The organism is Legionella qingyii (assembly GCF_003184185.1).
In genome coordinates, this window is the sequence record NZ_QHJG01000014.1 from 1 (window position 1) to 15,169 (window position 15,169).

The following is a 15,169-nucleotide window of genomic DNA, read 5'->3' on the forward strand; positions in this document are numbered from 1 at the left end:
TAAACATCTGGGAATTCTCATATCAATCTGTTCTATTCTTAAACTTTGATGAAATCGCCCTGCCTAAATACTCACTCATGCCCGTGCCAATGAATTAAATTGCATCTCCTCGATGTCACTCTGATGTGAACAGGAGTTAATTTCGGTTTGCTTTACTAATCATCGCGACCATCCCATCTTGAACCAACCACATTCCAGCACAACGCACCCTACGTCCATTAAAAAGTGACGAGTGATGGTACATTCCAGCCTTATGAAGATGGACATGGAATAAATTGTCATTATATTTATCCCATACAAAAGCCGCACCCTCAAACGCCATGCCTCGTTTATAAGATAGGTTTTTTAAGCGGATTGTATTTAGGGGTAGAAGTTCCGCTAAAGAGTCTTTGGGAATAATTTTTAATTTCTCATCATCGATCTTAAAAAAACTCTAGTTTTGTTTTTGGAATTGAATGATATTTTTGCAATGCATGGGTAATAGCAACAAGAAAGGTATTAATCTCAGTTGTAGTTAACCCACTTTTTCCACATAATTTTTCCCAATCTTTGAGACTCGGCACATCGCGCCACATAAGAAAAACCAGAGAAAGTCTTATTATTACGATGACAGTTCATTTTTTGACCATTTAACAAATTTTTTATTGTCTCCTGATCAAACAGAATTAATACTCTAATCGATACATATCGAAGGAATTTGACCATTTTGAGGTAATATAAGATTGATCATGATGAATGAATTCTTCAATAACTGATGTTTCCGCACAGGCATCTCAATCTTTAATGTTGGGACAATGAACAAAAAAGTGTATAATTCCTCTTTTTGTTATGCAAATATTGATCAGTCATGAATCTTGAAAAAATATATGATGTTATTGTTGTAGGTGGTGGACATGCCGGTACAGAAGCCGCTCTAGCAGCAGCACGTATGGGGGCGCAGACCTTATTACTTACTCATAACATGGATTTGCTCGGTCAAATGTCATGTAATCCTGCCATTGGTGGGATAGGAAAAGGCCATTTGGTGAAAGAAATTGATGCCCTAGATGGCGCTATGGCTAAAGCTGCAGATAAGGCGGGGATTCAATTTCGTACTCTTAATGCATCGAAAGGGCCTGCGGTCCGTGCTACACGTGCGCAAGCAGATCGGGTCCTCTATCGCCAAGCAATTAGAGAGCAATTGCAAACGCAAAAAAACCTGACCCTGTTTCAGCAAGCTGTTGATGATTTATTAATTGAAGGAGACCGAGTAACTGCTGTTGTTACTCAAATGGGCCTGGTCTTACGAGCGCGCGCAGTAGTACTGACTGTTGGTACCTTTTTGGGAGGAAAAATTCATGTAGGGATGAATCAATATGCAGGAGGTCGCGCAGGAGATCCACCTTCGGTAGCCCTGGCAAAAAGCTTACGAGATCTTGATTTGCCCGTTGGCCGTTTAAAGACGGGTACACCGCCACGGATCGATCGTCGATCCTTAGATTACAGCCAAATGACCGTACAGCCGGGTGATACACCGATACCGGTGTTTTCTTATTTAGGTCATGCCAGCGATCATCCGCAACAAGTACCTTGTCATATTACTCATACAACTGAAGCAACGCACGAAATTATTCGTAATAATCTGCATCAATCACCGATGTACGCGGGTGTTATTGAAGGCGTGGGACCGCGTTATTGTCCCTCTATAGAAGATAAAATTGTTCGTTTTGCTGATAAATTATCCCATCAAATCTTTGTTGAACCCGAAGGATTAACTACAGAAGAAATCTATCCTAATGGCATTTCGACAAGCCTTCCTTTTGAGGTACAAGTGCAGTTCGTACGTACGATTAAAGGTTTTGAGAATGCCCATATTACCCGACCAGGCTACGCCATTGAATATGATTACTTTGACCCACGTGGCTTAACTTCATTTTTGCAAACCAAGCCAATCCCCAACTTGTTTTTTGCAGGCCAAATCAATGGCACAACAGGTTATGAAGAAGCGGCTGCTCAAGGAATCATCGCCGGAATGAATGCGGCTTTACAAGTACAAGATAAAGAACTTTGGTGTCCACGACGTGATGAAGCTTATATTGGTGTATTGATTGATGATCTGATTACTTGCGGCACTCAAGAACCTTATAGAATGTTCACTTCTCGTGCTGAGTATCGCCTGCTTCTGCGAGAAGATAACGCAGATTTACGCTTAACTGCTAAAGGTAGAGAATTAGGCTTGGTAGGCGATGAGCGTTGGCAACACTTCGCTACAAAAAGTGAAGCAATAGAATCCACGCAAGCACTGCTGCACCAGACTTGGGTTCGTGTAGGACATAATGAGATCTTAAAAGATATTCTGCTCAATCCGATGCAGCATGATAATAGAGCATCAGAGTTCCTGAAACGTCCAGAGATTAATTATCAGCATTTATTAATGCTCGAGGATTTAAATTTACCTGAACTGTTACCAGAAGTTAGCGAACAAATAGAAATTCAGAATAAATATGCAGGCTATATCGATAGACAACAACAAGACATAGAAAAAATGCGTAAACAAGAAAACACTGTGCTTCCCGAATCACTCGATTATAGCGAGGTCACAGGATTATCTAATGAAGTGATTCAAAAGTTGACGAAGATAAGACCGTCTACTTTAGCACAAGCTGGCCGTATTTCAGGTGTCACTCCTGCTGCCTTGTCCCTGCTTTTGGTGCATTTAAAAAAACAGCGAATTGAGGTATGAAGCAACAAATAACGCGAATACAATCGCAGCTTAAAGAAGGTTTGCAACAATTTGATCTGGATGCACTTAGTGCATCTTTGATGGATTATTTATTCTTACTGAACAAGTGGAATTTAGCATATAATCTCACTGCAATCCGAGATCTTGAGTCTATGGTTGGTAAACATATATTAGATAGCCTGGCAATTTTACCTTGGCTTAAAGGCAAGCACATTATAGATGTAGGAACGGGCGCCGGCTTGCCGGGTATCCCTCTTGCTATAGCCAGGCCTGATTTTAACTTTATTTTATTGGACTCTAATGGTAAAAAAACTCGTTTCTTAAACGAAGTGAAGCGGCAACTCAACTTAAAAAATGTGGAGATTGTACAATTTAGGGTCGAAAACTACCACCCAACTCAAGGTTTTGATACAGTAGTAAGTCGCGCTTTTAGTAGCCTGGAACAAATGATCCAATGGACACAACATCTTATTGCCGATGATGGAATTTGGTTGGCAATGAAGGGACGTTATCCTGATTCTGAATTGAATGAGATAAAACAAAACTGCTCGGTAGAGCGTTATACTGTTGCAGGTATTGAAGGCGAGCGTTGTTGCGTCATTATTAAAAATCAACCGAGAAAAAGTAGTTAACACCCTAAGAGCTGTTAACATTTCGCTTGCTTGAGCCAAAATCAGAATAGTGTGGCCAGGATGGTTAAAATGTGAACAGATACTGAATGCTCGCTACTTATTCGAGTTTAACCAAGGAATAAATCATGGCAAAAGTTATAGCCATTGCCAATCAAAAAGGTGGAGTAGGCAAAACCACTACAGCGATTAATTTAGCTGCGTCTTTGGCAGCAAATCGACAACAGGTTTTACTGATTGACTTGGATCCTCAAGGCAATGCCACTATGGGTAGTGGTGTCGATAAAAGCCAATTGGTTCATACAACCAATGATGTATTACTGCATGATTGTCTTGCAGAACAAGCATGCCTTGCCACAACCAGTGGTTATGATTTAATTCCGGGCAATGATGATTTAACGGTAGCTGAAGTTAGCCTAATGGAACGCAATCACCGTGAAACCTTTTTATATAAAGCACTACAGCCCATTCAAAATAACTATGATTTTATCCTGATTGATTGCCCACCCGCTTTGAATACACTGACTATTAATGCTTTTGTTGCTGCTGATTCTGTGCTTATTCCTATGCAATGTGAATACTATGCACTGGAAGGGTTAGCTGCTCTGCTTTCAACTATTGAGCAAGTTAAAGCATCAGTAAATCCTCGTTTACATCTTGAGGGACTGTTACGAACCATGTACGATGCTCGTAACCGATTGTGTTCAGAGGTATCAAAACAACTCATAGAACACTTTCCAAGTAAGGTCTACAGAACCGTAATACCGCGTAATGTCAGACTTGCTGAAGCACCAAGCCATGGACTGCCAGCTTTACACTATGATAAAACGTCACCAGGTGCAGCAGCCTATATGGTACTCGCTTCCGAGTTGATTAATAAACAGACTGTAGCAGGATAAATGGGGTAATTTATGACAGTAAAGCGTAGTAGTTTAGGGCGTAACTTATCCGCGTTATTAAGCCAATCGAGTAGCTCTATTTTAAATGAGAAACCGCAAGCTGAAAGTCTCAAACTCGCAGTAGACTCTCTGCAACCTGGAAAATATCAACCCCGTGGTGAAATGGAAGAGGCTCCTTTAATGGAGCTTGCCCAATCAATCAAAAAACAGGGGCTGCTACAACCGCTATTGGTTCGCGAACTAAGTGATGGTCGTTATGAAATTATTGCAGGTGAGCGTCGTTGGCGAGCTAGCCAATTAGCAGGCCTGACAGAAGTCCCCGTTATTTTGAAGCAAGTTGATGATGAAACTGCAATGGCTATGGCCTTAGTTGAAAATTTACAGCGTGAAGACCTGAATGCTATGGACCAAGCACGTGCCATGCATAGACTCACTCATGAGTTTTCCTTAACACATCAACAAGTGGCTGATCTTTTATGTAAATCAAGAGCGGCTGTAAGCAATTTCTTGCGATTATTGGCTCTATCAGCCGGAGTCAAAAAACTTTTAGAACATGGTGATCTGGATATGGGACATGCCCGTGCATTGCTCATGTTAGAAGAAGAACAACAAAATCAGGTGGCTCAACTTATCATTGCCAAAAACTTATCTGTACGTGAAACAGAAAAATTGGTTGAGCGAATTAAATTAGGTAAAACAAATGAGCAACAACCGCAGAGCGATCTTTCTCATGTATACCACGATCAATTAAAAAATCTCTCTCAACATTTACAAGCTTCAATTAAACTTAAACCTGGAAAAGCAGGTAAAGGTTCATTAGTTATTCATTATAACGATGAACACAGTCTGCAGAGTATTATTGATCAGTTAACCAGTGCCTGTTAGTAAGCTCCTGTCTGTTATTCACGAGTTGAAATCTTGAAGAAAAGTCAAATTTGAGTACTCAACCTGGGTTTAGCTAGTGAAACCCAGGTTGAACCGGATAGGTTCATCAACTTAGTATCAACCTAGAAAGCTAGAGGAATAAAAGCATTAAGTACGGTCTTTTTTTAGCGTACCATACATCAAGAAACTTACTTGAAAATTAAAGATGCATTTGCATTTGCTTCAGTATCTTCCATCTTCAAACTTTTATCCGACTGTTGGAGCTCTATTAAAATAAGACCATCAGTGTCTAAGCCTTTTAATACCATCGAACTAAATTGAACTTTCCCTTTTTGAATGTCAGCTAATCTATTCAAAAGCTCTTTGTACTTCGCTGGTCCCAAATTATAGAGCATATTAGTTTGAGAATTTTTTTCTAGCAATTTAATAAACACTTCTTCTACTGCCCATAAAGGTTTCTTTTGTTCTAAGGCTTTATTTGCTGCATGCAGACACCACGAGAGGTAATCGAGTCTATCCCCATCTTGATCGGGTTGAGCATATTCCTTGTTCGTCTGACCTTTTAAACTTATTTGTATTTTCATGGTAGTTCCTACTTATCATAAATCGGATGGCATCTATTGTTTTTGAAGAGACGGGCTATACATTAATAAACATTAAAAACTGCTTATTTATTAATTAATTAGACCGATTAATTTACTTGGGTTTAAAAAAAATATTAATATGATCAATATATTATCTTAATAAATAAAAAATGGAAGGGACTGTCGTATTGTCGACATATAAAATTGTTTCAAAGATACTTAATAATAGCTGGGATAACAGTATTAGTACTAATATAAATCTGCTATCAATCCAGCTATTAATGTTTCCTTATTTCAAAACATAAAATGAGTTCAATATTTATACTACAATTAAACTATAAGCTGGTTATATTGCTTGGAGACTGCAATGTTAATTCAGCCTGTCCAGCCTGTTAATGTACTTATTAAGATTGGCGAGAATGAATATATTGGCCAGTTACTTAGTTTGTCCGAAGAAAAACTGGAATTAAAATGTGAAGCATATATTGAAAAGAACATTGAGATTGCCTTTTTTGCCAAACATTTTCGTGGCCAGGCTATTATCGAGGAAATTCAATTCACTCACTCATTTTTTACCTATCAATTATCAATTCAAGAAATTCAATTTCAACCTGGTTTGTTGATTAATACGCGCTTATGAAGTTGCCATAGAAACAATACGAAGTACTGTAAAGAAGGATATGGGTTAGTGTGATGAAATCCCGGGTCTCGCTTTGCCGCACCCGGGCTCTCGCTATCGTATTACTTATAACCAATAGACAAAAACAAACAAGAACAACCAGACTACGTCGACAAAGTGCCAATACCACGCTACACCTTCAAAAGCAAAATGTCGTTCTGGAGTAAAATGACCCAATTTACAACGAACTGCGATAACAATTAACATAATTGTACCCAAAGTTACGTGTAACCCGTGAAATCCAGTTAACATAAAAAATGTCGTTCCATAAATACCAGCAGACAACGTTAAATTCATCTCTGTATATGCTTCATGATACTCATAGCCTTGTAAGGCCAAGAACAACAATCCTAATAAAATGGTTAAAACCATACCGGTAATTAGCTGTTTTTGCTTTCTTAACTTTAAAGCCCAGTGTGCCCAGGTAATGGTGACTCCAGAGGTCAATAAAATCAGAGTGTTTATTGCAGCTAACCCCCATGCCCCCATTCCTTCATGAGCTGCGGCAAAAACTTTATTATCGGGGTTAACTAATATAGGCCACGTTGAATTGAAATCAGGCCATAATGTAAAGTGTGTAATTGGATGTACTTCACCGCCCAAAAGAGGGACAGACCAGAGTCGGCTGTAGAATAGGGCACCAAAAAATGCGCCGAAAAAACAGACCTCAGAAAAAATAAACCAGCACATTCCCCAACGAAATGATCTATCAACCTGTTCGTCATAGACTCCTTTCGAGTTTTCATAAATCACTTGGCCAAACCAACCAAATAACATAAAAATCATGAGTCCTAGACCAATAGCGAATATGTAGGGTCCATACCAATCATGGTGAAGCCAAGATGCAGCTCCCACAAGAGTAGTAGTCAACCCACATGATGCAACCAAAGGCCAATGGCTTGGCTTAGGGACATAATAAGTACCATGTGCTCCCATTATATTTTTATCTCCTGTATTAATAGGGCCTATTTAGAATTGTCTAGATTGAGCCGTAGGGCTTTGTTCTTGAGCATCAAAGCAAAAAAATCAAAGTCTTAAGACCAAGATAGTATAATTATAAACAGGCATTAATCTGTTTTAGACACTCTCCCTATAATCGGGAGAATGTAACCTACTAAAATTGCCAAACCTGCATGATTACCCTGCGATTATCGCGCGTCTGCGTACAATCAGGATTGCCAGGTTTATACTAACCCTTATCTGTTACATCAAATAAAGTATAAGACAAAGTAACTGTATGCACCTTTTCGGGTAAATCAGCATCCAAATGAAATAATAAAGGCATATTCATTGCCTCATGTCCATTTAATGTTTGCCGGGTAAAGCAAAAACACTCAGTCTTTTTCAGATACTTAGCAGCAATACCTGGTGTGACACTAGGTATTGCCTGTACTGTCATCGGATGATCCGTTTTATTTTCAGCATAAAAAGCAAGTTTTGCTATTTCGCCGGGATGTACCGTTATTTTTCGAGTTTTGGGATAAAATGCCCAAGGTACTCCACTGTTATTTGTCGCAACAAACTCAACAGTTATTTCTCTGTTTTTGTCAACTTTCGCTTTGGCTGCATCATAGGCTACCGCCTCAGGATTTGTTTTTCCATTAATACCCAGTGATTTACATAAACTATTGTAAATAGGTACTAAAGCAAATCCGAAGGCAAACATCCCCAGCACAAGACCAGATAGGATAACAATTAGCCTGTGATGCCCTTTTTGTTTTTTCATACAACAAACCTATAAATCAAGTTTGGGCGGAGTTGTAAAAGTATGGTATGGAGGTGGCGAAGGTAACGTCCACTCTAAACCATATGCTCCTTCCCATGCTCTTCCAGCAGCAATATCTTTTTTAGTCCCTTTTTTCCTTACAGTAGCAATCACGTTATATAAAAATAGAAGTTGCGTAAACCCAAAGATAAAGGCACCAATTGAAGAGATCATATTAAAATTAGTAAATTGCAATGCATAATCCGGAATCCTTCTGGGCATTCCAGCCAGCCCTAAGAAGTGCATAGGGAAGAATGCAATATTTACCGAAATCACGGATAACCAAAAATGCCATTTACCCAGTAATTCACTATACATGTGCCCAGTCCACTTTGGCAGCCAATAATACGTAGCAGAAAACAGAGCAAAAACGACACCAGGAACCAGAACATAATGGAAATGACCTACCACAAAGTAACTATCTTGGTACTGGAAATCTGCAGGTACCAATGCCAGCATAAGACCGGTAAACCCACCTATGGTAAATAGAAATACAAAAGCTAACGCAAATAACATGGGGGTTTCAAAAGTCATGGAACCTCGAAACATAGTGCTTACCCAGTTAAATACTTTAATACCTGTTGGAACGGCAATAAGCATTGTGGTGTACATAAAGAATAATTCAGCACCCAATGGTATGCCTGATGTAAACATATGGTGCGCCCAGACAATAAATGACAGGATTGCAATACTGACTGTTGCGTACACCATAAAATAATAACCGAACAATGGCTTACGGCTAAAAGTGGGAATAACTTCCGATATCACACCAAAAGCTGGTAATACAAGAACATATACTTCAGGATGACCAAAAAACCAGAATACGTGCTGGAAAAGTATAGGATCTCCACCACCTGCTGCTTCGAAGAAGCTGGTGCCAAAATGACGGTCAGCCAACATCATGGTTACTGCTCCAGCCAATACAGGCATAATCGCGATCAGCAAAAAGGCGGTAATTAACCAGGTCCATACGAACATCGGCATTTTCATCAATGTCATACCAGGTGCACGTAAATTTAAGATCGTCGCAATAATATTGATCGAGCCCATAATGGATGAAACACCCATCATATGGATCGAAAAAATCATAAAATCTGTACTGGGAGGTGCATATTTGGTAGATAAAGGAGCATACATGGTCCAACCAAAGTTAGGTCCACCACCTGCATGAAATGTTGTTGAAAGCAATAATGCAAACGCAAAAGGTAAAATCCAAAAGCTCCAGTTGTTTAATCGCGGTAAAGCCATATCTGGAGCACCAATCATCATTGGAATTTGCCAGTTTGCCATTCCAGTAAAAGCAGGCATTACCACACCAAACAGCATGATTAAGCCATGCATTGTTGTCATTTGGTTAAAGAAATTGGGATCAACAAAACGATGACCTGGTTGAAATAACTCAGCTCGAATAACTAAAGCCATGCCACCAGCCAAAAAGAAGCTGATCATTGCAAGCCACAAATATAGGGAACCGATATCTTTATGGTTTGTAGTAAACAACCAACGTTTTATAAATCCCAAGATACCTTTACCCTGTTCTGGACCATGATCATCATGTTTTTCATCGTGCGCTAATGTATAACTACTCATTGCAAACCTCCAGCTTGAACTTTATTAACCATGGTTGGTTGTTGATTAGCTTTCTGACGTTGTGCAGCAACTTCCGCGGCTTGGACTTCATCATTAGTGTTGTTATTCCAGGCATTACGTTCATAAGTCGCAATCGCAGCAATTTCTTCATCAGTAAGTTGATCTTTATACGGCTGCATTGCAGAACCAGCAATACCGTTAAGAATTATATCCAGGTGCCGTGAAATAGGATGACCTGTTGCCACAGAACTACCCTTGAGCGCAGGATACATTGGTGGGATACCCTTTCCATCGGGTTGATGGCATGCAGAACAAAATTGGTCATATTTTTGCTTTCCAAGTGCGAGTAACTCATCTCGGGTCATCGTTTTCTGAGCAGCAACATTTACCTCTTCTGTAGCAGACTGATCTTCTGCTTTTGTTTGTGCTGCAACCCATTTATCAAAATCATCCTGACTGACCGCTTCAACAACTATGGGCATAAATCCATGATTAACCCCGCAGAGCTCCGCACATTGACCTCGATATGTTCCTGGTTTCTCTATCGTCGCCCATGCTTCATACATAAATCCGGGTATCGCATCGCGTTTAATACCTAATTCTGGAACCCACCATGAGTGCACGACGTCATTTGAAGTCACAAGAAAGCGAATTTTCTTATTAACAGGAACAACCATTGGTTTATCTACTTCCAGTAAATACCACTCACTCTTTTTCTGTTTATTCTGAATTTGTTCAAACGGTGTAGATAAATTACTGAAAAAGCTAATTCCCTGATCAAGATATTCATACTGCCATCGCCATTGGTAGCCCACTATTTTTATAGTTACTTCGGATTGCTTTGTATCATCCATGCGGATTAAAACTCGCGTAGCAGGTACTGCCAGTCCAACAAGAATCAAAAAAGGGATGATCGACCAGACAACTTCTAATCGAGGATTATCATGAAACTTCGCGGCCTTATATCCTTTGGATTTTCTGTGATGAATCATGGAATAGATCATCACACCGAATACAACGACCCCAATAACGGCACAAATAGCCATACAAACCATATGCAGGTAGTATACGTCTTTGCTGACGGGGGTCACCCCTTTGTACATATTTAACTGCCAATGATCCGCAGCCGCGAATAGTGGTCGGCTCGCAACCCAGGCACCTAGCATCGTTAATAATCTACAGATCTTTAACCTGTTTAACATCACCATTCCTCGTCTTGTCAAGAAAGCCAGTTTAAGCTGGCTCCAATTTTGTTTTATATATTTTTAATTTGGTCTCCCCTACGATTATGTAGGGGTTCTTGTTCAGCAATACGACACTACCACAATGAGTAATTTCCTTCAGTTTTAGACTTATTGACTATGTATTTAACTGCTTCGATTACTTCATTCGTGGTGCATTGATTACAGCCTCCGTTTTTAGGATGATCTTTCCCATGAACGGTGTTTTCAATCAATACATCCATATTTTTTGCAATCAAGGATTTCCATGCCTCTTGATCACCAATTTTAGGCGCACCTTGTTTTCCATCATTATGGCAAGCAGCGCAATGTTCGTTATAAACAGTTTCCCCACTTGCAGGGAATTTTGCTGCGCCTCCTGATTTGAGATTTATCAATTGTGTGCGAGTTAATGACTCATTTAATATGTAATCAACAGCCGAAATGATGTCGTTATCAGAGCAGGTCACACAAGCACCTTTTATAGGCATCGAGTTATATCCATCAATGGCATGGCTATATAATCCTGTTAAACCGCTACTCTTTAATCGCTCATACCAGCTCGCTGAACTTCCCAACAAAGGAGCACTCATTGCCCCGTCTTGATGACAAATCACACAAGCAGTAAAATAAACTTGCTTTCCACGATCCAGTGATGGTGGTTCATTTGAAGCAGGTAGCCCTAAGGGTTCTTCACTTACTACTGTTTTAATGTATGTAGCGATAGCCATTCTATCTGCATCAGTTAAATACATCAGGCTGTTATGGTTTACTTCCGCCATTGGACCGGCTACGGGGCCTGCATTATTGAGAAGTTTATTCAATTTGAATACATCAGCGACTTCCTGATGGGTTCCTGATTCCAATCCATACTTAGTGATGTTTGGAGCCCAATAACCATCAACGAATCCACCGGTCAGATAATATTTATTCTTTGGTGCACCGAAAGGATTTAATGGAGTATGACACATACTACAATGACCTAAACCATCAACAATATATTTCCCTCGATTCCATTCAGGAGATCTGCCTTTTTCATATTGAAATCCATGCCCTTCAGGGAAAAAGAATAATAGATTCCAGCCCCAAAGCGTAAAACGTGAACCTGGAACATTAAATGGGAAAGGTAATGATTTGTTGGGTAAATTAACAGGAGGCAAGCTCATAAAATAAGCATATAGAGCACGTGCATCTTCATCCGTTATTTTAGAAAAATAGATATAAGGGAATACTGGGAAATAGTTTCTACCCTGAGGATCGCGGCCTTCTTTAAGCGCACGAATAAAATCTTTTTCAGTCCAGTTACCAATTCCAGTTTCTTTATCCGGAGTAATATTAGGACTATAAAATGTTCCAAAAGGAGTTTCTAAGGGTAATCCGCCTGCATAGGCAGGAGTGCCTGCTTTAACATTTGTATGACAGGAAATACAATCTCCCATCTTTGCCAAATACTCTCCACGCTGAATTAAATTCTGTTGCTCACCGGTAGCTGGGGCAGTCGGTGGATAAGCAGGATAATATCCATCAATAATTGATAATTTTTCTTGTGCAGGTTCATTTTCTGCATGTAATAATTGACCTGCCAGGCCAAGCACCGCCACAGTTGCAGTGACGATTAGCTTTCTTAGTAACAAAGAGCCCACGCTCCCTCCTATTTGTTCTTATTTTGTACGCTTCTCTTGCGGAGACAGAATAATCGACGCATTTTATACTCCACAATGCATAAGTTGCAATGTTATAATCGCTATCTTTGATTATTTTTATATCGTGATTATGTTTGTTTATCTTAACGGCTTACTTTTAGGCTTGTCACTAATTATTGCATTAGGGCCGCAAAACATTTTTTTGATTAAACAAGGTGCACAAAAAAATCACGCAATGCTCTCCGCAGTTATCTGTTTTATCTGTGATTTTATTCTAATTTGTTCCAGTATTACAGGCTTACATGAGTTGCTTTTGCTACGTCCTGTTCTACAAATCTGGATGATGCTCTTAGGCACCGCTTTTTTACTTTTTTATTCTGCAAAAACACTATCCAGTGCGTTTTCCAAATCAACAGAAGCCGAAGAAAATACCCAACTTCAACCACGTACCAGGACTCAAATCATTCTCCTGGCTTTAGGTTTTAGCATACTTAATCCACATGCCATTATTGATTCTTTAGTTATCATTGGTGGCGGCAGCAGCGGATATCCCGAACAAGAACATATTTTTCTATTGGGTGTACTTACTTCAAGCTTGATTTGGTTTAGCTCATTAACCTTCACTGCACGATATTTTTCTGATGTTCTGACAAAAGCAAACGTATGGAAAGGAATCGAATTACTCAGTGGTTTATTGATGGCTTTTATAGGTATTAAACTCGGCACAGATTGTTTAAGCCTAGTTTCAGAATTAATTGGAAAATCGATTTAATAGAAAGGGTCAATCAGTGTGTCGCCAATTGACCCAGTGGAATGACACATAGCAAGTCCAACCTCGCAAGGTGAATATCTCATAACCACTTATCCATGTCAACCAGGTACTAGACATCAAAAACCTTCCCCATTGTTGTTCGAACCCACTTCAGTTAAACTCAGCCTTTTACAAATACTGAGCAGACATGTTTTACGGCGACACCATCCAAGAAACAAGACAGATGTTTTTTTCAAGTTGGGAAAAATACCAACAGAAACAACTGTTATCCCCTTTAGAAAATCAGATCGTTCAAGTGATATTGGCTCATCCTGAATACCATAAGATACTTGAGAATCAAAATAAATTTCAGCAGCAATCTTATTTTCCCGAGTCAGGACAACCTAATCCATTCCTGCACATGGGACTCCATCTTGCAATAAGAGAACAAATCACAACCGATCGTCCTGCGGGCATTAATGCAATCTATAAAAATTTAATTAAGAAATACAATGACTCATTGGCAGTAGAGCATTTAATGATGGAGCAATTGGCTGAGTGCTTGTGGCTCTCACAAAAAAATAATATCCCCCCTGATGAACATCAATATCTGCAAACATTAACAAACCTTTGAAATATTTTTTCAGTGAATCAGAGGTAAAAATGCGATCACGTGAAGCAATGAACTTTATCCCCACATACCGGTCATCACAATTTCATATTGACCAAATAAGCGACTGACAGTACAATTTTTGTTTTTCATATTGAGGTTACTTTATGCCTGATATTGTCTTGTTTGATATGGGCGACACGCTAAGCTCAGACAATCAATTGGGAAATCCCAACAGAGTTTTGTTTTTTCCAGATACAACCAAAAAGGTTTTCGAAGATCTGCAGAATCGCGGTGATCAAATCATTATTTTCTCTAAATATGCTCGGGTGCGGGAAATTGAAGCTGCTTTAACAAAGGCAAAGATTGATTATAAAGATATTAAAATTGTACAGACAATTAAAAAGACAAAATTAGAAACTGCTATTGAATATAAAACATCACATAAGGCTAAAAACGTTATTATTGTTGATGATAGTACCTCTATTGACGACAGTTCGGATGGCGTTGTGCATATTCAAGTACCCCGTCAAATTGATCACTCAGCCCCTCCATCAGACGCTTATTTAAAAGTAGCCTTACTCCCTGAGAGGCAGCTATTTGCAATAAAGCCTATTGTACAAGCATTTAAGCAAAATCCAGATCATTGTGATAAAGTAAAGAATGACGCTCTTAGTAATTACTATGAGGCAATAGTAAAGTTAATGGAATATAGAGATAAACGGCAAAATGATAAACGCGAGTACTATACTTGCTGGGCCTCATGGTTTGGAAGTGAAACTCGCTCAAGAACAGCAAAACTTAATGCCGTTGATAGCATTGTTAATTCGTTAAACGATAGAACCTTCGACATCAAAAATATTCCCGAGGCAGCAAAAAATGGAGAGCTAGCTTCTATTGTAAACTCCCTTAATGTTGTTGAAATTGCCAAGACTACACAGGAAATACAGATAGAACTTTAGTAAGTAATTGATTAGGGATGGGACAGTTAGACGAGTGTTTGAGGCTCTTACAAAAAAATACGATCCCTCTGATCAACATCAGTATCTACAAACATTAACGATGTCTTTAAAAGTACAGGACGTCTATATAACTTCAACCTAACCCATTGATTTTTGGTAGTTGAAGTTATTTTCTGATGTAGAGGATCTTGTCCTTGAGTTGCTTACGAAAAATGCCAAGGTCGAGGCAA

General features: G+C 39.3%; 16 protein-coding genes. 8 read left to right on the forward strand and 8 right to left on the reverse strand.

Annotated features, from left to right (window positions below; genetic code table 11):
* Positions 1-136: 136 nt before the first annotated feature.
* Positions 137-322 carry a hypothetical protein gene (locus tag DGG96_RS09515; RefSeq protein WP_110142217.1) on the reverse strand — a complete coding sequence of 62 codons (186 nt, stop codon included), beginning with the start codon at positions 320-322 and terminating at the stop codon, positions 137-139.
* 100 nt (positions 323-422) lie between these two features.
* On the reverse strand, positions 423-575 hold the full coding sequence (locus DGG96_RS20830; protein ID WP_165831593.1) for a hypothetical protein: 153 nt from the start codon (positions 573-575) through the stop codon (positions 423-425).
* A 272-nt stretch (positions 576-847) separates the two neighbouring features.
* Here DGG96_RS20830 and mnmG point away from each other — a divergent pair, with 272 nt between their 5' ends.
* The 4 genes from mnmG to DGG96_RS09535 all read left to right on the forward strand — a co-directional run bounded on the left by mnmG (position 848) and on the right by DGG96_RS09535 (position 5,135).
* Positions 848-2,722, forward strand: coding sequence for a tRNA uridine-5-carboxymethylaminomethyl(34) synthesis enzyme MnmG (gene mnmG, locus DGG96_RS09520; protein ID WP_110142218.1), 1,875 nt, complete (start codon positions 848-850; stop codon positions 2,720-2,722).
* Entirely contained in the window at positions 2,719-3,354 is a 636-nt protein-coding gene (rsmG, locus tag DGG96_RS09525) for a 16S rRNA (guanine(527)-N(7))-methyltransferase RsmG (protein WP_110142219.1), read from the forward strand. The genes mnmG and rsmG overlap by 4 nt, the downstream gene beginning before the upstream one ends.
* Before the next feature lie 125 nt (positions 3,355-3,479).
* A complete protein-coding gene (locus DGG96_RS09530) occupies positions 3,480-4,250 on the forward strand; it encodes a ParA family protein (protein WP_058468562.1) in 771 nt (256 codons plus the stop codon).
* A gap of 12 nt (positions 4,251-4,262) precedes the next feature.
* Complete coding sequence (locus tag DGG96_RS09535) at positions 4,263-5,135, forward strand: ParB/RepB/Spo0J family partition protein (protein ID WP_110142220.1); 873 nt, start codon at positions 4,263-4,265, stop codon at positions 5,133-5,135.
* Positions 5,136-5,323: 188 nt separating this feature from the next.
* Here the strand turns inward: DGG96_RS09535 and DGG96_RS09540 are convergent, their stop codons facing one another.
* The gene (locus tag DGG96_RS09540) at positions 5,324-5,719 is read right to left on the reverse strand and encodes a hypothetical protein (RefSeq protein WP_110142221.1); all 396 of its coding nucleotides are present in this window, start codon (positions 5,717-5,719) and stop codon (positions 5,324-5,326) included.
* A gap of 367 nt (positions 5,720-6,086) precedes the next feature.
* On the opposite strand from DGG96_RS09540, the gene DGG96_RS09545 reads away from it, so the two are divergent.
* The gene (locus tag DGG96_RS09545; protein ID WP_110142222.1) at positions 6,087-6,359 is read left to right on the forward strand and encodes a hypothetical protein; all 273 of its coding nucleotides are present in this window, start codon (positions 6,087-6,089) and stop codon (positions 6,357-6,359) included.
* Between the two features lie 105 nt (positions 6,360-6,464).
* On the opposite strand, the gene DGG96_RS09550 is transcribed toward DGG96_RS09545, so the two are convergent.
* From DGG96_RS09550 to DGG96_RS09570, 5 genes are all read right to left on the reverse strand, one after another.
* Complete coding sequence (locus tag DGG96_RS09550; RefSeq protein ID WP_110142223.1) at positions 6,465-7,334, reverse strand: cytochrome c oxidase subunit 3; 870 nt, start codon at positions 7,332-7,334, stop codon at positions 6,465-6,467.
* Between the two features lie 253 nt (positions 7,335-7,587).
* On the reverse strand, positions 7,588-8,124 hold the full coding sequence (locus DGG96_RS09555) for a cytochrome c oxidase assembly protein (RefSeq protein WP_110142224.1): 537 nt from the start codon (positions 8,122-8,124) through the stop codon (positions 7,588-7,590).
* Between the two features lie 9 nt (positions 8,125-8,133).
* Positions 8,134-9,753, reverse strand: a complete 1,620-nt coding sequence (ctaD, locus tag DGG96_RS09560; protein ID WP_110142225.1) for a cytochrome c oxidase subunit I — start codon at positions 9,751-9,753, stop codon at positions 8,134-8,136.
* Positions 9,750-10,955, reverse strand: a complete 1,206-nt coding sequence (gene coxB / locus DGG96_RS09565) for a cytochrome c oxidase subunit II (RefSeq protein ID WP_110142226.1) — start codon at positions 10,953-10,955, stop codon at positions 9,750-9,752. The genes ctaD and coxB overlap by 4 nt, the downstream gene beginning before the upstream one ends.
* A 116-nt stretch (positions 10,956-11,071) precedes the next feature.
* Positions 11,072-12,616: a c-type cytochrome gene (locus DGG96_RS09570; protein ID WP_110142227.1), complete on the reverse strand. Its 1,545-nt coding sequence runs from the start codon at positions 12,614-12,616 to the stop codon at positions 11,072-11,074.
* 130 nt (positions 12,617-12,746) lie between these two features.
* Between DGG96_RS09570 and DGG96_RS09575 the strand changes: the two genes are divergently transcribed.
* From DGG96_RS09575 to DGG96_RS09585, 3 genes are all read left to right on the forward strand, one after another.
* The gene (locus tag DGG96_RS09575; RefSeq protein WP_110142228.1) at positions 12,747-13,388 is read left to right on the forward strand and encodes a LysE/ArgO family amino acid transporter; all 642 of its coding nucleotides are present in this window, start codon (positions 12,747-12,749) and stop codon (positions 13,386-13,388) included.
* Between the two features lie 187 nt (positions 13,389-13,575).
* On the forward strand, positions 13,576-14,001 hold the full coding sequence (locus DGG96_RS09580; RefSeq protein WP_110142229.1) for a DUF1841 family protein: 426 nt from the start codon (positions 13,576-13,578) through the stop codon (positions 13,999-14,001).
* Positions 14,002-14,144: 143 nt separating this feature from the next.
* Positions 14,145-14,939 carry a hypothetical protein gene (locus DGG96_RS09585; protein WP_110142230.1) on the forward strand — a complete coding sequence of 265 codons (795 nt, stop codon included), beginning with the start codon at positions 14,145-14,147 and terminating at the stop codon, positions 14,937-14,939.
* The last annotated feature ends 230 nt before the right edge of the window (positions 14,940-15,169 follow it).